Origin of the sequence: uncultured Roseivirga sp. (genome assembly GCF_963973945.1) — a bacterium.
Taxonomy (GTDB): Bacteria; Bacteroidota; Bacteroidia; order Cytophagales; family Cyclobacteriaceae; genus Roseivirga.
In genome coordinates this window covers 146,124-167,658 of record NZ_CAXBBV010000003.1, presented here as the reverse complement: position 1 = coordinate 167,658, position 21,535 = coordinate 146,124, and the positions used below count along the sequence as shown (strand labels likewise).

Below are 21,535 nucleotides of genomic sequence, written 5' to 3'. Positions count from 1 at the left end.
ATTGAATGCCTGTTTTCTACTAAAAAAAACATTGTGATGTCAATCACAAAAAATCTGGCCTACTCCTAATTGGGAGCTGCCGAAAAATATTAACAACAATCTTATATGAGTACTAAAAAAATCTTTACAAAAGAAAACCTTAAAAGCGATATGCTATCTAGTGTGGTAGTATTCCTAGTTGCACTACCGCTTTGTTTAGGTATAGCGCTCGCATCAGGAGCCCCCTTATTCTCTGGCTTAATTGCTGGTATTGTTGGTGGTATTGTGGTGGGAACGCTAAGTAAGTCCAGCTTAAGTGTTAGTGGCCCTGCCGCTGGCTTGGTTGTAATTGTTCTAGCAGCAATAGATGACCTCGGTGGATTTCAAGGTTTCTTATTGGCCGTAGTAATTGCTGGGGTTATTCAGCTAGTACTTGGTTATTTGAAAGCAGGAATCATTGGCTTGTATTTTCCTTCCCCAGTAATTAAGGGAATGCTAGCCGCAATTGGTTTGATTCTAATCTTAAAGCAAGTTCCTCATTTAATTGGCTTTGATGCTGACGCCTTTGGTGAAATGGAGTTTTTGCAAAAGGACGGCAACAACACTATTTCAGCCTTCCTTTCTTCTTTTGATCACATCTACTTAGGAAGTCTAATTGTTGGCCTAGTTTCTCTGCTACTTCTAATTGGTTGGAGCAGTAAATTCATCAAGCAAAACAAATTCTTAAAGCAAGTTCCAGGCGGAATCATAGTAGTAGCCTTAGGCGTGTTGATTAATTACTTATTCAATTCCTTCTACCCAGATTTATCCATTAGTGGTGACCATATGGTAAACATCCCTGTTATTTCAGGGCTAGATTCTTTAAACACGGTTTTCCAGTTCCCTGACTTCTCTTTGTTAACCAATGTCAATGTGTATATCACCGCGTTTACTTTGGCCATTGTAGCAAGTTTAGAAACTTTACTTTGTGTTGAAGCTATGGATAAGCTTGACCCACACAAAAGACGTACACCTCAGAACGCTGAATTGAAAGCGCAAGGAGTAGGTAACATTATCTCAGGTTTAATCGGTGGTTTACCAATTACAGCAGTAATTGTAAGAGGTTCTGCTAACATTGAGGCAGGTGCTAAATCTAAAATGTCTGCAATTTTCCACGGCCTATTGTTGCTAGTTGCAGTTGCAATATTCCCCGTAATCATGAACATGATTCCTCTGGCATCCTTAGCTGCAATTCTAATTGTAGTTGGTTTTAAACTAACCAAACCTGCATTATACATGCAGCAGTTTAAATTAGGCCGTGAGCAATTTATTCCATTTATAACTACGGTGGTAGCCATTTTATTCACAGATCTTTTAATCGGTATTCTAATTGGTATGGCAGTAGGTATTTTCTACATACTAAAAGCCAACTACAAAGTACCTTACCATTACAAAGAAGAAAAAGAGACTAGTGATAGTGAGAGTAACAGCAAAATTAGACTAGAGCTTAGTGAGCACGTTTCGTTCTTGAATAAGGCAAGTCTGCAACTTACACTGGAACACTTACCACATAATAGCTCTGTAATTTTAGACGGATCAAGGTCTACCAAAATAGATTATGATGCACTTGAGGTAATCTACAATTTCAAAGAATCGGCTCATGAAAAGAACATTACTCTTGAGCTAATCAACATTCCTACAGGATCAAAAATAACCGTAAACCATTAATAAATTAACTGAATTAAATATGACTTTAGATAAACAATTACTCGATAACAATCATAAGTGGGTTGAAGAAAAACTAAGTGAAGACAAGGACTTCTTTAACAAGTTAGCGAATGGACAAAAGCCACCAGTATTGTGGATTGGTTGTGCGGATAGCCGTGTGCCTGCCAACCAGATTACGGGTACTGAGCCAGGTGAAATTTTTGTTCACAGAAACATTGCCAACATGGTGGTTCATACCGATATGAACATGTTAAGTGTACTTGATTACGCAGTTAATATTCTAAAAGTAAAGCACGTAATCGTTTGTGGTCATTACGGTTGTGGTGGAGTTTTAGCCGCTATGGACAATAACCAGTATGGTTTAGTAGACAACTGGATTCGTCATATTAAAGACGTTTACAGACTTCACAAAACAGAACTAGAAGCTATTGAAGATCAGAAAGCAAGAGCCGATAGGTTTGTGGAACTTAATGTAATGGAACAAGTATATGACCTTACTACAACAAGCATTATCCAAAACATGTGGGCAAAAGGAGATTCTCCAAAACTTCATGGCTGGGTTTATGATATTAAAAACGGCTTGTTGAAAGATTTAAACGTATCTACCGAAAATTAAATAAAACCATTTTAGATTATTTGCCTGGTATGTCTCATTATTCGAAAACACATTTCGTATCGGTTTATTAAATTGAATGTCTATTTTTACGACCGAAATAAGAAAACGTACTATGGCAAATAATCTATTAAAAGGTAAAAGAGGAATCATATTTGGCGCATTAGACGAACGCTCTATTGCTTGGAAAGTAGCTGAAGTAGCAAAAGCTGAAGGCGCTACCTTCACCCTAACCAACGCTCCAATTGCGATGAGAATGGGTGAAATCAACAAATTGGCTGAAGCCTGCGGTTCAGAAATTATTCCTGCCGATGCAACTTCAATCGAAGATTTAGAAAACCTTTTCACCAAGTCAGTGGAAATTTTGGGTGGTAAAATCGATTTCGTTTTACACTCGATAGGCATGAGCCCGAACGTAAGAAAAGGCCGTGATTATGGTGATTTGAACTACGATTGGTTGACTAAAACCCTAGATGTTTCTGCCATTTCTTTTCATAAAGTAATGCAAACAGCCGAAAAACTTGACGCCATGAATGAATGGGGTTCAATTTTAGGTTTATCATACATTGCAGCGCAGCGTACTTTCCCTGATTATTCAGATATGGCACATGCGAAAGCCATGCTTGAATCTATTGCTAGAAGCTACGGAGAGCGTTATGCTAGATTGAAAAAAGTGAGAGTAAATACCATTTCACAGTCACCTACCATGACAACTGCTGGAACAGGTGTTGGCGGTTTTGATGTATTCTATTCTTATGCCGACCAAATGAGCCCATTAGGCAATGCAAGTGCTTTAGATTGCGCTAACTACTGTGCCATGATGTTCTCTGATTACACTAGAATGGTAACCATGCAAAACTTAATGCACGATGGAGGTTTTTCTTCTTCAGGAATTACCGATGCATTAATTGAGCAGTTGAAAAAAGATTAATCAACAGTCCTTAGGACAATAGATAGCAGCCTGCCGATTAAGCGTTTCAAGCGAAAATCAGCAGGCTGTTTTTAATTCACCAATCGCGCCATGGTTACATTCCCCAATGCCAAAATCAATTTAGGACTTTCCATTACTAGGAAGCTTCATAATGGCTACCATAGCATTGAAAGCTGCCTCTACCCTATTCCTTGGTGCGATGTATTGGAGTTTATTCCAGGTAAGAAAATTTCATTCTCTTCCAGCGGAATAGCCATTCCTGGCGAAGACAAAGACAACTTAGTTTTAAAAGCATACAAACTACTTCGTAAAGATTTTGGGCTGCCAGAGCTTAATATTCACCTGCACAAAATCATTCCGATGGGCGCTGGATTAGGCGGAGGATCGGCAGATGCTGCTTTTATGCTGAAAATGTTGAACAACGAATTTCAATTATTCTTAGATGATTCTGTTCTAGAAGATTACGCAGCCCAACTAGGAAGTGATTGCCCATTCTTTATTCAGAACAAACCAGCCATTGCTACAGGAACGGGTACCGATTTAGAAGTTTTCGACCTTGATTTATCTGGCATGTGGATGCTTTTGGTCAAACCTGATGTTCACATTTCGACCCAAGAAGCATACGCCAATGTAACACCAAAGCCAAATGAAGTGGACTTGAAATCGCTTTTAGAAAGTAAAGATTTTACGCTCTGGCGCGAAAAGTTAGTCAATGATTTCGAGGCGTCCATCTTCCCAAACCATCCCGCTTTAAGAGAAATTAAAGAAGCCCTTTATCAAAACGGAGCGGTATATGCAGCCATGAGTGGCTCTGGTTCTACCCTCTTCGGGTTATATACTAAAAAGCCTGAGATTTCACCAGCTTTCGGAAAATACACGCATAAACTGATCGAGCTTTAGGAAAAGAGTTGAAGCTGTTTTCAAACTACCTTTTATAATAAACCGTATATTATCTCCGTCTTTAACTCATTGGTCTGACCACTTATGCGCATTCGATTAATACTTATTGGTTTACTCTTTCTTTCAGGTTTCTCTAAATTTTCTTTTGCCCAAGAAAAAGAAATCAATGTATACGATGTTAGAGAAGATGGCAGAATTGGCATTTATGCAGACAACGATAAACCCTACCCACAAACGGTTACATTAACGCTAAAACTGAAAGGCCTAAGACCTTCAAAAGAGGTTCCTGACTTTATTGCAGTTCCTGCCAACACCAAAGAATTTAGACTCACCAGTCTTATAATTCCCTTCGAAAGATCTTGGCAGTATTCATTTAGCTACATTTATCGCTTTGGCGATGCAAATGCGCAACACGACCCTAAGCAAGAATATTTGCTTCCTTTTGAAGAAGGAACAAGCTATAGGCTTACTCAAGGTTACAATGGCGACCGAACTCATCAAGGAGAAAATGCACTTGATTTCACTATGGATGAAGGGACTAGAATTTTTGCTGCTAGGGCGGGGAAAGTGATTAGAATTAAAGAAGATTCCAATCAAGGTTGCCCAAGTAGAAGGTGCAATGATATGGGCAATTACCTGACCATTTTACACGAAGACGGCACCTATGCCGATTACCTCCACTTGCAGTTTGAAGGTGTTACGGTTGAGCTAGGTGACAAAGTAGAAGCTGGGGACCCAATTGCCTTGAGTGGAAATACAGGTTGGAGCACGGGCCCACATCTTCATTTTATAGTGCGAAAAACTGAAAAAGATGGACAAGTTTCGCTCCCTACTCTATTCAAGACTTCCAGAGATAAAACCGAACTTCTGACAGAAGGGAATATCTATACTGCGATCAAAAATCCGTAAAGCTTTTCACCTCCGCTTTCTTTTCTTAAATTCCAAAACGGATAAATTTTGCTATGAAGATTAACGTGAATGGTATTGACCATGAAGTGGATGTGGAACCCAATATGCCTTTGCTTTGGGTATTGCGCGATGAACTTAACCTGACTGGAACCAAGTATGGCTGCGGAGTGGCCGCTTGTGGTGCTTGCACTGTTCATTTAGACGGACAAGCCGTCCGCTCTTGCGTATTACCTATTGCTGCACTGCAAGGAAAAGCCATTACTACTATTGAATCCATCGCAAAAGATGACCGGCTGTCACGCGTTCAACAAGCTTGGATCGACCATCAAGTGCCGCAATGTGGCTATTGTCAATCGGGAATGGTTATGGCCGTAGAAAGCCTTTTGGCTAACAATAACCAGCCTTCAGAAGAGGAAATTGACGCTTCCATTTCTAATATTTGCCGCTGCGGAACTTACCAAAGAATTAAAGAAGCCATTAAAGAGGTGCTGACCCAAAATCAAGAAAATGGCTAAAGAAAGAACCAGAGGACAGAAAATAAGCCGCAGGGCGTTTATTATTTCCGGAGCTGTAATCGGAGGTGGTTTTGCATTGGGCTTGGGCGGAGTAGCATTCTCCAATTTTAAGAAAAAGCAGTTCAGCGGAATGGGCTTTGAAGGCGCAGAATCGCTCAATGCTTTCATTCATATTACACCAGACAACAAAATCAAACTGGCCATTGCTCGGGCTGAAATGGGACAAGGGGTACATACTGCTTTGGCCATGCTTACTGCCGAAGAACTGGAAGTAGATTTAGATCAAATCGAAGTAATTCACCCACAAGTAGAATCGCCTTACGCCAACGTAAATTTGGCTACCCATTACGAAAGAACATCAAGTTCTACTGGTTTCCATTTCATGGAAAAAGTGGCCTATATTCTTCCATATATTGCCACTGGAGGAAGCACCACCATTCGTGACGGCTACGAACATTACCGAATTATGGGTGCTTCTGCCAAGGAAATGTTGATGAAAGTGGCCATGAAAAAATGGTTTGTTGACATTGATAAATTGAAAGCAGAAAAAGGCTTTGTCATCAATACTGAAACTGGCGAAAAAGTCACTTACGGATCTCTTGCGCCTTTTGCCGCGGAAGAAAAACCCAATAACCGTCCGACTTTAAAATCGAAGTCCAATTTTAAAATCATTGGCAAATCTACTCAACGCATTGACCTAAAAGAGAAGGTGACAGGAGCAGCCGAATACGGCATTGATGTGCGTTTACCCAACATGCTTTTTGCTGCCGTTCGGCACTGCCCTATAATTGGGGGAGAAATTACGAGCATTACGAATGAATCTGAAGTAATAGACATGCGAGGCGTAAAGCATATCGTGCAGTGGCCTAAGGGTGCGGCTGTAATTGCCGACAACACTTGGCGAGCACAACAAGCCGCGAATGCACTCACTTTTGAAATTGACAACAAAGGAAATGAGCAGCTTTCTTCATCTCATATTTCTAAGCTTCTAAAAACAAGGCTCGACAAAGAAATTGACCATGTAAAAGAGAAGATTGATAATACTGCTACAGCATTTAAAGCTTCTGACAAGGTTTTCGAGGCTCTATATGAAGTTCCATTTTTAGCACATGCCACCATGGAACCCATCAACTGCACGGTGTTGGTGGAAGAGGACAAAGCCAAAGTTTGGGTGGGACATCAGGCGCCATTTTTGGTCACCATGGCCACCGCCAAAGAAGCGGATATAAAAACCAGTAAAGTTGAAATCGACATCAAATATTTGGGAGGTGGTTTTGGAAGAAGGGCCGAAAATGATTTCATTACCGAAGCGGTACGCATTGCCAAAGCAATGAAAGGCACCCCTATTCAAATGGTGTGGTCGAGAGAAGAGGATACTCAATTCGACACCTACCGTCCAGCAGCCATGGCCAGTTTTAAGGCAGGAATGAATAATGATGGAAGTATAGTGGCTTGGGAAAATCACGTAACGCTTCAATCGGTTTTACGAAGCAGCATTGGGCGAAACTTTCCGTTAATGACTCCACCAGAATCACAAGACACCACCGCAGCCGAAGGTGCTTTAGGTTTAGCTTATAATCTGGGTGCACGAAAAGTAGGATACTCGTTTATAGAAAGCCCAATGCGTTTGGGTTTTTGGCGAAGTGTAGGTCATTCTTACAATGGATTTTTCACTGAAAGCTTTATAGATGAACTGGCCAATGAAGCCGACACCGATCCTTATGCGTTTAGAGCAAAACTTCTTCCTTCAAACTCTAGACAGAAAAAAGTGTTGGACAAAGTAGCTGAAATCAGCAATTGGAACTCCCCTCTTCCCGAAGGAAAAAGCCGAGGAATTGCCTTTCACGAATCTTTCGGTTCTATCGTGGCACAAGTGGCCGAAATCAGCATTAACCCCAATAAAGAATTTAGTGTAGACAAAGTGTTTTGCGTGATTGATTGCGGAAATTACGTGAATCCTGACACCATTATTGCACAGATGCAAAGCGGAATTGTTTTTGGGTTAACTGCAGCTGTTTATGGAGAAATCACCATTGAAGAAGGCAAAATTCAGCAGTCGAACTTCCCTGACTATGAAGTGTTGAAATTGAAGCATATGCCTGAGGTATTCACTCACATTATGGAAAACAATGAAGCACCGGGTGGTGTTGGCGAACCTGGCACTCCGCCTATTGCTCCTGCCCTGACCAATGCTATTTTTGCCGCTACTGGCGAACGTGTGCGTTCCCTTCCTTTGAAAAATCACGGTTTTAAATTAGTTTAAACCATTCCATGAAATCACTCAAGTTTTTAGCACTCCTGTTTTTGGTTTGTAGTTGCACCCAACTAACGGTGAATAAATCGATTCAAGAGACACAATTACCTGCCTCTTTTTGTGTGACAAGCCCGGTAGAGATTAAGCATAATATGCCTTATGGAAACTCTCCTTGGCAAAGAACTATCAAGTTGCCCACTAGTGGAAAGTTTGTGGAAGAAAACCATTATGTCACTCAATCAGATAAGTTCGATAATCAAGCACCTTGGCCTAAAACGATAACGGAGAACATTCAACAACACCTTCAACGCAGCTTTTTTCTTTACCAATCCTTCGACCCAAAAATGACTTTTGAGGAATTGTATTCCAAAAGGTGGAACAAAGAATGGACACCTGAAGAAGGCGGCCATTTTGGACAGGGTTCTGTGGGTGAAGTACAGCGAACCGAGTTAACTCCAGAAGATGAAATGTGGTTTATGTGTATGATGTGGGCCAGTGAATCCAAACCAAAAAGGGGTACCAAATTCTTACTTACTGCCAATAACAAAAGTGTGGTAGTGATTGCAGGCTATGAAACGGGGCCTTCTTCTAAAGATCATATCGGAGGAGTTACTAGAGAAGTTCATGCTTGGTTGGGCACAGATCCGAATTCTTTGATAGAAGTAGGTTTGCTGAAAAATCAGAATCAAAAAACAGGGCCTGTAGACTGTAAATAGTTAATACTTACAGCCCACAGGCCCAAAAATCATCAGTTCAGTTTATACTCTTACCTGACCATTTCCGAAGAAATAATACTTATTGGTCACCAATTGTTCTAGCCCCAATGGGCCACGGTGATGCAACTTATCGGTACTGATGGCCAGTTCACCACCAATTCCCATTTGACCTCCATCGGTAAAACGGGTAGAAGCATTGTGATATACTGCTCCACTATCCACCTGTTCCATAAAGCTCTGTGCAAGCACTTTATCGGTTGTAATAATAGCTGAAGAGTGGCCACCAGAATATTTATTAATCTTCTGAATGGCTTCCTTTTCGTCACCTACAAGGGCTACGCATGCCTTGAGTGCCAAAAACTCTTCAAACCAAATTTCTTCATTTTCTATGGTTTGCTCTTCTGGCAAAACCTTCTTCACTTCTTGATCTACTACAAGCTCTACCTCAAATTCATGTAAAGCCTTCTGTAGCTGAATCAGTTTATTCTCTAAATCTGGCAAACGCTTATCAAGCAAAATTTTATCGAGGGCGTTACAAGCAGAAATTTTATCGGTTTTAGCATTTAAAATCACTTTCAATGCTTGATTCCAATCTGCTTTATGATCTACATAAATGAAGTTGTTTCCTCTTCCGCTTACCAAAACAGGGCAAGTGGCGTGTTCCTTTACAAAAGCAATTAGACGCTCTCCTCCTCTTGGAACAATCAAATCAATTTTCTGATCTGGATTTTTCAAGAACGCTTGCGTCTCAGTCCTCGACATTTTGAGCAACTGCACCCAATCCGTATCTAAGCCATTAAGGTGTAAAGCCTGATGCCAGCAATCAATGAGTATTTGATTGGAGTGAATAGCTTCCTTCCCTCCTTTTAAAAGAATTCTATTATTGGCTTTGAAGGCTAAAACAGCTGCTTCCACTGTTACATCTGGTCGTGATTCGTAAATCATCATGATGGTACCGAATGGTGCCGTTTTATTAATTATTTCCAATCCATCTTCTCTTTTGAAAGTAGATTTCGTTTGCCCTACTGGGTCATCCTTTTCCATTACTTCTTCTACGGCCTTCACCATACTGTCGATCTTTGCATTATCGACCACAAGCCTATCGTACATGGCACGATCTGACTGATCAAAAGCAGCCAAATCCAACTGATTTGCTGCAATGATTTGAGCTCTATTCAGCCCTAAAATTTTTATAAATGATGCTAATACCTTGTTCTTCTTATCTGTTTTTAATAATTCCATTTTTACTTTTTATGCTGTGAATTTGGTGCCTACCGTTTTCCCATCAATAATGTCTAAAATCACATTGTCTTGTTTGCCATTGGCTATATATGCAGTAATGTTCTTTGCTGCTGCTCCCTGAGCAATCTTCAGTTTAGACCCCATTCCTCCTCTACCTTCGGCTTCGCCTTTTTCGCTTTTCTGTATGTACTTTTCTAGATTCTGCTGGCCATTTACTTCTCTGATAATTGAAGTATCACTATGATTTGGATGACCATTATACAGGCCATGTGTATCGGTCAGAAGAATGAGCATATCAGCATTGATTAATTCAGCCACTAAACTTGCCATTTCATCATTATCGGTAAACATGGTGTGCGATAACGATGTAGCGTCATCTTCATTTGCAATAGGAATAATGCCTTCAGACAATAACCCTTCGTAACAATTGATCATATTTTCGCGCCAAACACCTGGGTTGAAATCCCTTTTAGTAGCCAATACTTGTGCGCACTTCATACCATAATCATGAAATGTTTCATAATAGGTTCGCATCATCCGCGGTTGGCCTACAGATGAAAAAACCTGCCTTCTGATGGCTTTATCTTCAATTTCAGAATGCCCAAGCACTTCTTTTCCTGCAATTACAGATCCTGATGAGATCAATACAGAAAGGATATCTCTTTCGTAGAGTTCAGCAATTTGCCTTACAATCCCCTGAATAACAGGCCTTACAATGCGGTTATCTTTATTCGTTAATACGTTAGTACCTACTTTAATTACTACTCTTTTCTTAGTTGATTTTACCACGACTATTTTTCTTGTAATTCGGTTGATTCTTTCCCTAGTTCTACGGCCCTGTTAAAAGCGGCATAAGCGGCATCGTGAATTAACTGTTGCACATTATTATCTATTAAAGAATCGAGTGCAGCCTGTGTAGTGCCTCCTTTTGAGCTCACCCTTTTCATCCAACTATCTGGCGAAAGCTTATTTTTGTTGAAGAGCTCGATTGCGCCTTCAAACGTGGCACTTACCAGCACTTTTGAATCGTTATCTGAAAAGCCCATGCTTTTAGCGGCTTCCATCATCGATTCCATAAAATAGAAAACATAGGCAGGCCCCGAACCAGAAATACCTGTAGAGGCATCGATAAACATTTGTGAATCAACTCTCACCGATTTACCTGTGGTATTGAGCAAGTCTTCTACCATCCAAAGTTCAATACGAGATATTTCAGGCGCAGCTAAATAGGATGTCATTCCCTTACCTACCTGAGCTGGCAAATTGGGCATAGCCCGTACTACTTTTTTTATTCCCAAACCCAGCTGAATGGTTTCAATTGTAACGCCAGCCATAATTGAAATCACCAACTGCTGATCGTTCATCATAGCCCTCATTTCTTGCATGAGTTCATCGTTATGGTAAGGTTTTACAGCTAGAAAAATAATATCTGCTATGGGCAGACAGTCCTCTAGGGTATCGTAGACTTCAAAATTCTCTGTAGATTTTTTCAAGGTTTCTCTCAACTCGAGAGATTTGTCGAAGATGATCAGGTCTTCCTTCTTTAAATAACCTGATTTTGCGATGGAAGAAGTATAGGTTAAGCCCATATTTCCTGCACCAATTACTAGCACTTTCATGATTGTGTTTATTAAATGAATTTAAAGATTGCATATAGCAAAATGCCCCAGGTGAATACCTTGGAGGCGATAACTAAATAGGTTTCAGTGAATTAATTAACGAACACGCAGAAGACCACAGGAAGGGCCTGAAGGTTAGAAAAAATGATTTTTCTAGGGTATTGAATATGTTTTGCGTAGCTCATTATACCTTACCAACAACTGTAGTTGCTTAATGTTCCGAATAATTTAAAAAACCTCCTATCTTGAAAATGATACCTCATTACTAATGAAAAACAACTTCATACATCAAGACCTTTCCATTCTTCCCTGTACCGAAATTACATGCGATATTTATGACCATAAGGAAGAGAGTATTCTTTGGGTGGAAATAAAAGGCAAGTGTAGCCACGGATCTCAAGGCGAACATTACGGCAAGTTTCTCTATCAAAAAATAGGACTAGCACTGCTTACTTTTCAGCCTTTAGCTGTTCTGATTGATATGCGAGAGATGGAATACAATTATGGAGATAGAATCATTAACCTCTTTCAAATTTTTCAAGATGTCGTTATCTATCCTGAAGAAGGTTTTATTACATCCTTCGTTTTATCAGACAAAAACAAATCTGGCCTTTCTTCCTTAATACAAATAGATTTTGAACACGCTGAAAGCGATTTTCACCTTGACTTAAATTCAGCTTACGATCATTTAATCAAACGCTATGACGAAATCTAATTCCCTAATTATTCTTTAAAACATCAACACGTCAACCCTTCAATACCTAAATACATTAGCCCAACACTTCGCTGCCATATTGGCGCTTCTTCGGTCAAATCACTTATATTTGCGGTTCAATTTTGTAGAATAGAGATAGAAGTAAATGGATAACATTATTCAGGACATAGACATTCTAGATAGAAATAGTCGGGAGGCGACAGACACGGTAATCACTTCAAAAGAAGAGAATACTGGTAAAGCAAAGAAACTCTACATTGAAAGTTATGGATGCCAAATGAATTTTGCTGATAGCGAGATTGTAAGCTCCATTATGAAAGATAATGGTTATGATACCACCTCGGAGTTTGAACAAGCCGATGTAATCTTTCTAAACACCTGTTCCATTAGGGAAAAGGCCGAACAAACGGTTAGAAAACGCTTATCTGACTTCAATAAAATAAAGAAAAGAAAGCCAGAACTCACAATTGGAGTTTTGGGCTGCATGGCTGAAAGGCTAAAAGATAAACTTCTGGAAGAAGAGAAATTGGTAGATGTAGTAGTAGGGCCAGATGCCTACCGTGACTTACCAAGTTTAGTGGGTTCGGCAGAGGAAGGCTTAAAAGCCATCAACACATTACTTTCCAGAGAAGAAACCTATGCCGACATTTCTCCTGTTCGATTAAATTCAAACGGAGTTAACGCATTTATCTCTATTATGAGAGGTTGCGACAACATGTGTTCTTTCTGCGTGGTGCCGTTTACCAGAGGTCGAGAAAGAAGTAGAGACCCGCATTCAATTGTTCGCGAAGCACAAGACCTTTTCGATCAAGGGTACAGAGAGGTGACTCTTTTAGGCCAAAACGTAGACAGCTACAAGTGGTCTCCTGAAGAGAATAATAAGGCTTGGTTAGAGAAAAAAGAAAAACAAGGTGAAGCCGAAACCATTATCAACTTTGCAAATCTGATTGAAATGGTGGCTCAAGTTTCGCCCGACCTTAGGGTTCGTTTTTCCACTTCGCATCCAAAAGACATTACCAACGAGGTGCTTCATACTATGAAAAAGTATGAGAATATTTGTAAGTACATTCATTTACCCGCACAGAGCGGAAACAGCCGAGTATTGGAATTGATGAACAGAACTTACTCGCGTGAATGGTACATTAATAGAGTTGATGCTATTAGAGAAATTTTGGGAGAAGAATGTGGTATATCTTCTGACATGATTACTGGCTTTTGTACCGAAACCGAAGAAGAACATCAAGATACACTTACCTTGATGGACTATGTAAAATTCGATTTCTCTTACATGTTTTTCTACTCTGAAAGACCAGGTACGCTAGCCGCTAAAAAATATGAAGATGATATTCCTTTAGCTACAAAAAAGAGAAGGTTACAAGAAGTCATCGACAGACAAAGAAAATATTCGTTTGAACGAAACAAACTCGACCTAAATAAGGTACATAAGGTGTTAGTAGAAGGCACTTCCAAACGTTCAGAAGAACATCTTCATGGACGAAACGATGCCAATAAAGTAGTGATTTTCCCTAAAAAGAATTTCAAAAAAGGAGACTATGTGAATGTATTCGTGGACGACTGCACAACCGCCACGCTTCTAGGAAACTCTGTTGATTAACACACAATCCCGACACCTTGAATAGCAACGAAATATTAAGTATAAAACAACGGTTTGGTATTATTGGCAATAGCCCTCAATTAAACCACGCCATTCAAGTAGCGGCACAAGTTGCCCCTACCGATATGACCGTATTGATTACTGGTGAGAGCGGTAGTGGTAAAGAGTCGTTTTCAAAAATTATTCATCAGCTGAGCCCAAGAAAGCACGGTAAGTTTATCGCTATCAACTGCGGAGCAATTCCTGAAGGCACAATCGATTCTGAACTGTTTGGCCATGAAAAAGGGTCATTTACTGGTGCTTACGATGCCCGAAAGGGTTATTTTGAAGGAACAGATGGCGGAACTATTTTTCTAGATGAGATTGGAGAAATGCCAATGTCTACCCAAGCGCGTTTACTTCGAGTTTTAGAAAATGGTGAGTTTATCAAAGTAGGTTCATCCAAAGTTCAAAAAACGGATGTTCGTGTAGTTGCCGCTACCAATGTAGACTTGCTCAACGCGGTAGACAAAGGGAAGTTTAGAGAAGACCTTTACTATCGATTAAGCACTGTGCCGATTTCGGTACCACCATTACGAAATAGAGGAACGGACATTGATTTGCTCTTCAGAAAATTCGCTTCCGATTTTGCAGAGAAGTATAGAGTGGAGTCCATCAAATTAGATGACGAGGCCAAAAACATTCTTTTACGCTACAGTTTTCCTGGAAACATTCGCCAACTCAAGAATTTAGTAGAGCAGATTTCTGCTTTAGAAATGGAAAGACATGTTTCATCGGAAACTTTGGTCAAATATTTGCCTCAGAACAGATCGAGTTTACCAGCACTCTATAAAGCCCATGACGGGCAAGGTGGAGACAGCCTTAGCGAAAGAGATTTGCTCTATAAAGTTTTGTTCGATATGAAAAAGGACATGACTGAGCTCAAAAAATTAGTGCATGATATTTTAGAGTCTGGCGATTTAAGTGAAAAAACAATCAGTGATCATCCAAATCTGTTTAGAAACATAGATGAAGATAGTCATGCCTTACTTAGCGATCAGGCTGAAAAACAAGTAAATGAAAGCTACTACCTTGAGCCTAAACCTATTGCTGATGACTATGATTACGAAGAAGATAAAGTAGAAGACATTACACATGAAATGGAAGACGAATCGTTATCCATTGAAAAAAAGGAACAAGAGCTTATTATTAAAGCATTGAAAAAGAATAACAACAAAAGAAAGTATGCAGCCAGAGATTTAGGCATCTCTGAACGTACCCTCTACCGTAAAATCAAGCAATATGAAATTGAGTAAGTCATTGTTACTAAGTCTAGCTTTGTTGATTTCAACTCTTTTTGGCTGTACCTATGGCTTTTCTGGAGCTTCAATAGATTACAATACCACCAAAACGGTTTCCATTGCGAATTTCTTTAATGATTCAGTTGACGGTGGACTCCCTAACATGGGGCAGACCTTTACGGAAAGCATGAAAGATTATTTTCAACGCAATACAAAATTAGAATTAGTATCTTCAAAGGGAGACTTACAGTTTGAAGGAGCAATTTCAAGATATAACATTGCTCCTCAGGCCGTTGTTTCATCTGGAAACCAAAACGTGGCCGACAGATCAGGCTTAATGAGGTTGACCATAGGTGTCGAAGTTGCTTTTACTAACGTGAATAAAGAAGAAGATAACTTTAAGCGTACATTTAGCTTTTATGCTGACTATGACCCGCAGGCTACAACGCTGACTGCTGTTGAATCTAACCTTGTTGAAGAAATCTTTGACCAGATTATTTTCGACATTTTTCAGGCCTCAGTTGCCCAATGGTAATTTTCATTCTATTTTAGACATCCCAAAACAAAAACCAGTGAATAAAGAACGGTTTAATCAACTTCTTGGCAATCTACACCAAGTCACCAATGAGGACATTAAATCCCTTAATGAGCTGCGTAAAAAATACCCTTTCTTTCAAACACCTTATGTTCTTGTAGCCAAAGCCTTGAAAGATAGAGATCATCCAAAAACAGATGCTTTCATAAAAAAAGCGGCTATATATTCGCCTAATAGGGCGCATCTAAAAAAAATAATTTTAGGTGAAATAAACTTTGAAGAGGCTCCAAAGAGTACTCCTCCAAAAAAAGTTATTGAAGCACCCGATGAACCTTTGGTAACGAAATTACAAGAAGAAAAAAAACCTGAAACCAAAAAGGAAACGGCAGATGTAATTAGAGCAGAAGAAAAAGAAGTAAAGAAAGAAACTGTAGCCCCTACCCCTCAAACATCTAATCAGCAAAGTCAGGAAATCAATCAACTAGAGAAGGACCTGTTAGAAATTAGAGAGCGCAAGCTCCGTTTGGCCAAGATGTTTGCTGACCAAGAACAACCTGAAAAAACCAAACAAAAGCCGAAAGAACAAAACCACAAGTCTCAAGTAGAATTAATTGAGAAATTCATTCAAAATGAGCCTCGCTTTGACAAGAAAAAGGGAGTAATTGAAGACAATGAGTACATTCAAGAAGACCTTGCTACCAAGCATTTAAAGTCGAAAGACGAGTTTATTACCGAAACATTGGCTGAATTATTAATGAAACAGCAAAAATATGCTCGCGCTATTGACATTTATGAAAAGCTAAGTTTGAAATTCCCTGAAAAAAGAACTTACTTTGCGAGCCAAATTCAAAAAATAAAGGAAGTAAAGAATGTTTAAGCTATTAATAATCCTTGCCATCATCGTAGCAGTACTTTTAATTTTAATCGTATTGGTTCAAAACTCTAAAGGTGGCGGTTTGTCGAGCCAGTTCGGTGGCGCAGGTGCTACTCAAGTAATTGGAGCAAAAAAGACAACTGATTTATTAGAGAAAGTAACTTGGGGTTTTGCACTCACCTTATTGGCACTTAGCTTGGCATCAGGCATGATGGTTGACAACGGGAATAGTGATTTCTCAAATAACCCTAACATAGACAAGGCGCTTCAAGAATTGCCAATGCAACAACAATTACCAGTAACTCCAGAGGATGGAGGTACACCTCAAACTGCTCCTGACACAACAGGTAACCAGTAAGAACAAAGACTTTATAAAAAGGCCATCAATTGATGGTCTTTTTTTTTGCCTTCAAATTAAAATCCACACTTTTCATTAATAGTATTTACACAATAGCCTTAATATTGCAGTTATAGTATAAATCAACACTAGAGCATGTCAAACCTCTGGTGTTTAAATTCAATATCATGAACAAACTCAAATTTATCTGTTTAGGTCTCCTATTCACAACAATCACATGGGCCGCTAATCCATACAAGTATATCATTGACCTTTCGCGTGTGTCAGACGATAAAGTACATGTACAGCTTGCGCCTCCAAAAATTAAACAAGACGAAATCATCTTCTACCTTCCGAAAATTATCCCAGGCACTTATGCCATTGCAGATTACGGCCGAATGGTTTCCGACTTTGAAGCCTTTGATAAAAAAGGAAACCCACTTCTAGTAAAAAGACTTGATGACAACACTTGGAAAATCAGCAATGCAAAAAAGATAGCCAAAATCAGCTATTGGGTAGATGATACTTATGACAACCCAAAAGAAGGCCCTGAGATATTCCAACCAGCAGGAACCAATATTGCCGAGGGCGAAAATTTCCTTCTAAATACAAGTGGCTTCTTCGGTTACTTTGAAGGCATGAAAAAAGAAGCTTTTGAGCTTAACATCATTCGACCAAAAGATTTTTATGGTGCTACAGGGTTAAAAGCTGACGCTACAAACACAAGCTTAAGCCGTAAATTAATAAAGAAAGACTTCATTACATCTGATGCTAACAGCACTATTGACAGGTTCGAAGTATCGGATTACGATCGCTTGGTTGACTCTCCATTGATGTACAGCAAAGCCGATACAGCCATTGTTAGGGTAGCCAACACTGAAGTACTAGTGGCTAGTTACTCTCCTAACAAAAAGGTTACAGCCAAAGAAATTGCTGCGAGTATTAAAGAAGTTCTTGCTGCGCAAAGCACATTCTTAGGCGGAAAGCTACCTGTTGAAAAGTACGCTTTCATTTTCTATTTCACAGACCAGCCAGTTGTTTCTTATGGTGCTCTTGAGCACTCGTTCAGTTCGCTTTATTTTATGCCTGAGCAAACCATTCAGCAGATGAATCAGCAACTGCGCGACTTTGCTGCACATGAGTTCTTTCATATTGTAACTCCATTGACCATTCACTCGGAAGAAATTGGAAGTTTCGACTTCAATGATCCTAAAATGTCGCGCCACCTTTGGATGTACGAAGGCATGACCGAATATTTTGCGGGCAGTGTACAGGTAAAATACGGCTTGGTAAGCCCAGAGGAATATTTGGATATGTTATCTGAGAAAATCCTTACCTCATCGCAGTTTAAAGATGATTTGCCCTTTACAGAGTTGAGCCTTGGTGCTTTAGACACTTACGCTGACCAATATTACAATGTATATATGAAAGGTGCACTTATTGGCATGGCCTTAGACATTAAGCTTAGAAAGCTTTCTGACGGAGCCTACGGTGTACAAGAAATGATGGCAGAGCTATCTAAAAAATACGGCATGGAGAAGTCTTTTAAAGACGATGAACTATTCAACGAAATAATAGCCATGACCTACCCAGAGGTTGGAGAATTCTTAAATACTTACGTGGCAGGAAGCACTCCAATCAATTATGAAGAAGTATTGGCACAGGTAGGAGTCAAAGTGGTTAAAGATGGTACTAAGAAACAATACTCGTTAATCATCAGCCAGGAAAGCATTGCCGTAACTCAGTACCAAGGAAAAAGAATGTTGGCCATTGGCAATCAAGATAAGCTAGATGCTGTAGGTAAAGCGCTTGGGTTACAAAATGGAGACATCCTTATAAAAATGAATGGAGATGAATTCCCTGAATTTGGACCGGAAATCAATAACTTCCTAGGTGGACAATTTCAGAAGATTCCAGAATTAGAAACCATGAGTGTTACCGTAATAAGAGCTGTAGATGGTGAGCCGAAAGAAATGACACTTACTGCTCCTAACCAACAGGTGGATGTACCTGTAGCGTTTACACTGGCATTTGATGAAAATGCTACTCCTGCTCAACTTAAATTAAGAAAAGCGTGGTTAGAGCCTAAAAACTAAACCTCTATACCCAATCAATAAGACTCACGTAAAAGGTCACCGGAATCGGTGACCTTTTCTTTTTAAAACTCATTCAAGACTATTACAACTAAGAATCAATCCATTATTTTCATCAAAAAACATTTCTACTTTAATTAAAAATGTGTCTATTTTAATTATTCTAAACTCTTTAGTAATGAAAAAGACTACTAGAAACTCAATAATATTAGACACTTCTGAATTAATAAAATCTCTAGACGCCTTAGCAAAGCCTAGAAAGGACTGGGAACAAGGAAACATGTTCTCGTCACTTCGATTTTGTTATCATTTGATGACGCGAGATACTATTGTATTTGACGGAAGTATTCGAGGTGAAAATGAAAAACTAATTAACAGTTCTCTTTTAGCCATTAAGAAATCCATGGGAAGCGATATCCATAAAGAGTTGACCAATAGGTTAAAAGGAGAGGTGTTTTTAAAAAGTGATGAAAAGGAGCTCATGGCTCAGTCCATTAAGGATGCCGCAAACTATTTTGGAGAACAGCCTTCGCGAATCAAAATATCCCTTGAATCAATTGACTATAATTTTAAAAGTCTGGGAAGTGGCTTAACAGAAATTGATAAATACCTTATCAATCCTTGTGAAAAAGGCTATTCTTCGCAAAACTTATTGGATAACATTTTTGATAAAAAAGAAATTACGGGTAGGCGCTTCTATGTGGCTATTTTTGAAAACCCAAAGGTTTTAGCGCGGGTAAAAAAGTTAATCAAAGGAGGTAAAGTAAACCCTCAAGATTTCAACCATATGTTTGCCTTCTTCAGAACAAAACTGTCCGAAGCCAAAAGTATAAAACTAGAAAAATCAGGAATGTATGACACATGCTTTTATGAGCCTGACAAGTTAAGAACAGACTTACTGATGACTATTCCTTTGGAGGCAGACTTAAAGGTTAATCATGCCAAGGTATTGGATGAAGGAATGTACCGTGTATGGTTAGCAAAAAATAATTGTCTTTTAAAAGAAGCTAACGTAGATATCCCTTCCATTTTAAACCTTCCGCTACAGGAGAATAATAAATCTAGTTTTTTAGAGAAAGTACTCTCTTTTAAAGACACGAATTATAAGGTTCAATACGATAAAGCTCTTGAAATTCTTTCTCAAACTAAAATTGAAAATCTAGACGAAACCAGAAAGAATTTGGAAATAGCCTTAAGAAGTGCCCATGGTAAAAGTGCATTGATATCTGACTCTAGTAATTGGGTGTTTATATCTGAAACCCAAGATTTACTAAAGTACTTTTACAACACAAGCAAGGAACTGTTTAATGACTTAACGGCTGATGGTTCGACAGGAACTCTAGTAGGTGCACTAGGTAGAATGATTATTAAAACCAGAGGGAAAGGAATTCGTTCTGGAACAAAAATCCATCGCTTTTTCAGAGATAAGATAATTACACTTTCTAAAGAAAACCGAAAGGTTCAACTGGATAAAATATTCGATTAACAAAAAGGGCTACCAATTGGCAGCCCTTTGAATTTCATTTATTGGAACCATCGTTAACGATTGTTATTTCCATTCACTTTGTAATCTGATTGCTCTAGGATTTTAACTTTATCGTTGCCATCCACCACATATTCCACCCTGAACTTACTGATGTCCTTTATACTTCCCCTACAAATCAGTAGAGCTGCTTCGCAACCAATGGTAATACATTTTTCTACTTCGCTATCGCGAATAGTAATGTTAAAAGGTTTTGCATCTGCTCTGGCCAATACAATTCCTGAATTACCCAACTCGGTTTTCTTAAAAGGATAGATATGATATTCAGAACTTAGGCGATCTACCTGAAATTTAGAAAGGTCAAGCTTTTTTGAAGCGCCATCTGCCAGCAAGGTAACGTACCCATCTTTTACAGCCAAAGCTGCATTTTCAATTACCTCTCCATCTCCTAAATGTACAGTAGCACCCAAAAGAAGTCTTCCTTCACTCCCTTCAGTATATGAGGGAATCTTGGTGTCAATACAGCTATTGCTCATGACAACTAAGGCCATTAAAGCAAAGAGCTTTGAGATAAGAGTACGCATTGTTTCAGTTGGTTAAATGGAATTCTCACTCAATAATTGGCTACTACAAAATAGCTAAGTGACTGAAAATCTTTTCCTTATTACGAAATTAAGAAATTTTCTCTATAATCAAATTGTGATTTGTGTATATACAGATATCAGCAGCTATTTTAAGGCTCTCCTCCACAATTGTACGGCTATCTAAATCCTTTGCATGGGTTTTAAGCGCTTGAGCCGCAGCTTGCGCATACATACTCCCAGAGCCGATTGCGGCAATACCATTGTCTGGCTCCAACACATCTCCTGTTCCAGATAAGATCAGAATATCATCCTTGTCCGCCACAATCAGCATTGACTCTAGCTTTCTTAAGTAGCGATCGGTGCGCCAATCTTTGGCCAGTTCTATGGCTGCTCTTTTCATGTTGCCCCCGTAAGCACTCAGCTTTTCGTCAAACCTTTCTAATAAGGTGAAAGCATCGGCAGTAGAGCCTGCAAAGCCGGTTACTATCTTTCCGTCTTGAAGCTTTCTAATCTTCTTTACGTTACTCTTTGCTACGGTATTTCCCATGGTAGCCTGTCCGTCTGCTCCAATTGAAATTGAACCGTTATGTTTTACCGCTAAAACGGTGGTTGATCTAATTCTGGTCATGTTAAT

Annotated in this window: 21 protein-coding genes; 16 read left to right on the top strand and 5 right to left on the bottom strand. The window is 39.3% G+C overall.

Going from position 1 to position 21,535, the window contains the following annotated elements:
* Nucleotides 1-105 precede the first annotated feature (105 nt).
* The 8 genes from AAC026_RS07100 (at nt 106) to AAC026_RS07065 (ending at nt 8,524) form a co-directional block, all read left to right on the top strand.
* Nucleotides 106-1,686, top strand: coding sequence for a SulP family inorganic anion transporter (locus AAC026_RS07100; RefSeq protein ID WP_339696375.1), 1,581 nt, complete (start codon nt 106-108; stop codon nt 1,684-1,686).
* Between the two features lie 19 nt (nt 1,687-1,705).
* Nucleotides 1,706-2,302 carry a carbonate dehydratase gene (gene can, locus AAC026_RS07095; protein ID WP_339608465.1) on the top strand — a complete coding sequence of 199 codons (597 nt, stop codon included), beginning with the start codon at nt 1,706-1,708 and terminating at the stop codon, nt 2,300-2,302.
* 112 nt (nt 2,303-2,414) lie between these two features.
* Nucleotides 2,415-3,230: an SDR family oxidoreductase gene (locus AAC026_RS07090; RefSeq protein WP_339608467.1), complete on the top strand. Its 816-nt coding sequence runs from the start codon at nt 2,415-2,417 to the stop codon at nt 3,228-3,230.
* A gap of 90 nt (nt 3,231-3,320) precedes the next feature.
* Nucleotides 3,321-4,130 carry a 4-(cytidine 5'-diphospho)-2-C-methyl-D-erythritol kinase gene (ispE, locus tag AAC026_RS07085; protein ID WP_339696372.1) on the top strand — a complete coding sequence of 270 codons (810 nt, stop codon included), beginning with the start codon at nt 3,321-3,323 and terminating at the stop codon, nt 4,128-4,130.
* 84 nt (nt 4,131-4,214) lie between these two features.
* Nucleotides 4,215-5,039: a M23 family metallopeptidase gene (locus AAC026_RS07080; protein ID WP_339696369.1), complete on the top strand. Its 825-nt coding sequence runs from the start codon at nt 4,215-4,217 to the stop codon at nt 5,037-5,039.
* A gap of 53 nt (nt 5,040-5,092) precedes the next feature.
* Nucleotides 5,093-5,554, top strand: coding sequence for a (2Fe-2S)-binding protein (locus AAC026_RS07075; RefSeq protein ID WP_339696366.1), 462 nt, complete (start codon nt 5,093-5,095; stop codon nt 5,552-5,554).
* Nucleotides 5,547-7,817, top strand: a complete 2,271-nt coding sequence (locus AAC026_RS07070; RefSeq protein ID WP_339696363.1) for a molybdopterin cofactor-binding domain-containing protein — start codon at nt 5,547-5,549, stop codon at nt 7,815-7,817. Before AAC026_RS07075 ends, AAC026_RS07070 begins: the two co-directional genes overlap by 8 nt.
* An 8-nt stretch (nt 7,818-7,825) precedes the next feature.
* A complete protein-coding gene (locus AAC026_RS07065; RefSeq protein ID WP_339696360.1) occupies nt 7,826-8,524 on the top strand; it encodes a hypothetical protein in 699 nt (232 codons plus the stop codon).
* Nucleotides 8,525-8,566: 42 nt separating this feature from the next.
* Here AAC026_RS07065 and AAC026_RS07060 read toward each other — a convergent pair whose 3' ends face one another.
* From AAC026_RS07060 to proC, 3 genes are read right to left on the bottom strand one after another with little or no spacing between them, the layout of a single operon-like run.
* Complete coding sequence (locus AAC026_RS07060) at nt 8,567-9,766, bottom strand: glutamate-5-semialdehyde dehydrogenase (RefSeq protein WP_339696357.1); 1,200 nt, start codon at nt 9,764-9,766, stop codon at nt 8,567-8,569.
* A gap of 9 nt (nt 9,767-9,775) precedes the next feature.
* Nucleotides 9,776-10,555, bottom strand: a complete 780-nt coding sequence (proB, locus tag AAC026_RS07055) for a glutamate 5-kinase (protein ID WP_053223097.1) — start codon at nt 10,553-10,555, stop codon at nt 9,776-9,778.
* Nucleotides 10,556-10,557: 2 nt separating this feature from the next.
* The gene (proC, locus tag AAC026_RS07050) at nt 10,558-11,385 is read right to left on the bottom strand and encodes a pyrroline-5-carboxylate reductase (RefSeq protein WP_053223096.1); all 828 of its coding nucleotides are present in this window, start codon (nt 11,383-11,385) and stop codon (nt 10,558-10,560) included.
* Nucleotides 11,386-11,653: 268 nt separating this feature from the next.
* Here proC and AAC026_RS07045 point away from each other — a divergent pair, with 268 nt between their 5' ends.
* The 8 genes from AAC026_RS07045 to AAC026_RS07010 all read left to right on the top strand — a co-directional run bounded on the left by AAC026_RS07045 (nt 11,654) and on the right by AAC026_RS07010 (nt 20,320).
* Nucleotides 11,654-12,100 (top strand): hypothetical protein, encoded by a 447-nt coding sequence (locus AAC026_RS07045; RefSeq protein ID WP_339696353.1) that lies wholly within the window; start codon nt 11,654-11,656, stop codon nt 12,098-12,100.
* Nucleotides 12,101-12,245: 145 nt separating this feature from the next.
* A complete protein-coding gene (gene miaB, locus AAC026_RS07040; RefSeq protein WP_339696351.1) occupies nt 12,246-13,715 on the top strand; it encodes a tRNA (N6-isopentenyl adenosine(37)-C2)-methylthiotransferase MiaB in 1,470 nt (489 codons plus the stop codon).
* Between the two features lie 17 nt (nt 13,716-13,732).
* Entirely contained in the window at nt 13,733-15,010 is a 1,278-nt protein-coding gene (locus AAC026_RS07035) for a sigma-54 dependent transcriptional regulator (protein WP_339696348.1), read from the top strand.
* The gene (locus AAC026_RS07030; RefSeq protein ID WP_339696345.1) at nt 14,997-15,530 is read left to right on the top strand and encodes an LptE family protein; all 534 of its coding nucleotides are present in this window, start codon (nt 14,997-14,999) and stop codon (nt 15,528-15,530) included. Before AAC026_RS07035 ends, AAC026_RS07030 begins: the two co-directional genes overlap by 14 nt.
* Nucleotides 15,531-15,567: 37 nt before the next feature.
* Nucleotides 15,568-16,407 (top strand): hypothetical protein, encoded by an 840-nt coding sequence (locus AAC026_RS07025; RefSeq protein ID WP_339696342.1) that lies wholly within the window; start codon nt 15,568-15,570, stop codon nt 16,405-16,407.
* Nucleotides 16,400-16,762 carry a preprotein translocase subunit SecG gene (secG, locus tag AAC026_RS07020; RefSeq protein WP_339608022.1) on the top strand — a complete coding sequence of 121 codons (363 nt, stop codon included), beginning with the start codon at nt 16,400-16,402 and terminating at the stop codon, nt 16,760-16,762. Before AAC026_RS07025 ends, secG begins: the two co-directional genes overlap by 8 nt.
* A 167-nt stretch (nt 16,763-16,929) precedes the next feature.
* Nucleotides 16,930-18,837 carry a peptidase M61 gene (locus AAC026_RS07015; protein WP_339696339.1) on the top strand — a complete coding sequence of 636 codons (1,908 nt, stop codon included), beginning with the start codon at nt 16,930-16,932 and terminating at the stop codon, nt 18,835-18,837.
* A gap of 175 nt (nt 18,838-19,012) precedes the next feature.
* A complete protein-coding gene (locus AAC026_RS07010; RefSeq protein ID WP_339696336.1) occupies nt 19,013-20,320 on the top strand; it encodes a hypothetical protein in 1,308 nt (435 codons plus the stop codon).
* Nucleotides 20,321-20,373: 53 nt separating this feature from the next.
* Here AAC026_RS07010 and AAC026_RS07005 read toward each other — a convergent pair whose 3' ends face one another.
* On the bottom strand, nt 20,374-20,901 hold the full coding sequence (locus AAC026_RS07005) for a hypothetical protein (RefSeq protein ID WP_339696333.1): 528 nt from the start codon (nt 20,899-20,901) through the stop codon (nt 20,374-20,376).
* A gap of 88 nt (nt 20,902-20,989) precedes the next feature.
* Complete coding sequence (gene hslV, locus AAC026_RS07000) at nt 20,990-21,529, bottom strand: ATP-dependent protease subunit HslV (RefSeq protein ID WP_339696330.1); 540 nt, start codon at nt 21,527-21,529, stop codon at nt 20,990-20,992.
* Nucleotides 21,530-21,535 lie beyond the last annotated feature (6 nt).

What these genes read in the sequence shown, in the direction of transcription:
- AAC026_RS07100 (WP_339696375.1), top strand. Translation starts at nt 106, where the DNA reads ATGAGTACTAAAAAAATCTTTACAAAAGAAAACCTTAAAAGCGATATG.
- can (WP_339608465.1), top strand. Translation starts at nt 1,706, where the DNA reads ATGACTTTAGATAAACAATTACTCGATAACAATCATAAGTGGGTTGAA.
- AAC026_RS07090 (WP_339608467.1), top strand. Translation starts at nt 2,415, where the DNA reads ATGGCAAATAATCTATTAAAAGGTAAAAGAGGAATCATATTTGGCGCA.
- ispE (WP_339696372.1), top strand. Translation starts at nt 3,321, where the DNA reads ATGGTTACATTCCCCAATGCCAAAATCAATTTAGGACTTTCCATTACT.
- AAC026_RS07080 (WP_339696369.1), top strand. Translation starts at nt 4,215, where the DNA reads ATGCGCATTCGATTAATACTTATTGGTTTACTCTTTCTTTCAGGTTTC.
- AAC026_RS07075 (WP_339696366.1), top strand. Translation starts at nt 5,093, where the DNA reads ATGAAGATTAACGTGAATGGTATTGACCATGAAGTGGATGTGGAACCC.
- AAC026_RS07070 (WP_339696363.1), top strand. Translation starts at nt 5,547, where the DNA reads ATGGCTAAAGAAAGAACCAGAGGACAGAAAATAAGCCGCAGGGCGTTT.
- AAC026_RS07065 (WP_339696360.1), top strand. Translation starts at nt 7,826, where the DNA reads ATGAAATCACTCAAGTTTTTAGCACTCCTGTTTTTGGTTTGTAGTTGC.
- AAC026_RS07060 (WP_339696357.1), bottom strand. Translation starts at nt 9,766, where the DNA reads ATGGAATTATTAAAAACAGATAAGAAGAACAAGGTATTAGCATCATTT.
- proC (WP_053223096.1), bottom strand. Translation starts at nt 11,385, where the DNA reads ATGAAAGTGCTAGTAATTGGTGCAGGAAATATGGGCTTAACCTATACT.
- AAC026_RS07045 (WP_339696353.1), top strand. Translation starts at nt 11,654, where the DNA reads ATGAAAAACAACTTCATACATCAAGACCTTTCCATTCTTCCCTGTACC.
- miaB (WP_339696351.1), top strand. Translation starts at nt 12,246, where the DNA reads ATGGATAACATTATTCAGGACATAGACATTCTAGATAGAAATAGTCGG.
- AAC026_RS07030 (WP_339696345.1), top strand. Translation starts at nt 14,997, where the DNA reads ATGAAATTGAGTAAGTCATTGTTACTAAGTCTAGCTTTGTTGATTTCA.
- secG (WP_339608022.1), top strand. Translation starts at nt 16,400, where the DNA reads ATGTTTAAGCTATTAATAATCCTTGCCATCATCGTAGCAGTACTTTTA.
- AAC026_RS07015 (WP_339696339.1), top strand. Translation starts at nt 16,930, where the DNA reads ATGAACAAACTCAAATTTATCTGTTTAGGTCTCCTATTCACAACAATC.
- AAC026_RS07010 (WP_339696336.1), top strand. Translation starts at nt 19,013, where the DNA reads ATGAAAAAGACTACTAGAAACTCAATAATATTAGACACTTCTGAATTA.
- AAC026_RS07005 (WP_339696333.1), bottom strand. Translation starts at nt 20,901, where the DNA reads ATGCGTACTCTTATCTCAAAGCTCTTTGCTTTAATGGCCTTAGTTGTC.
- hslV (WP_339696330.1), bottom strand. Translation starts at nt 21,529, where the DNA reads ATGACCAGAATTAGATCAACCACCGTTTTAGCGGTAAAACATAACGGT.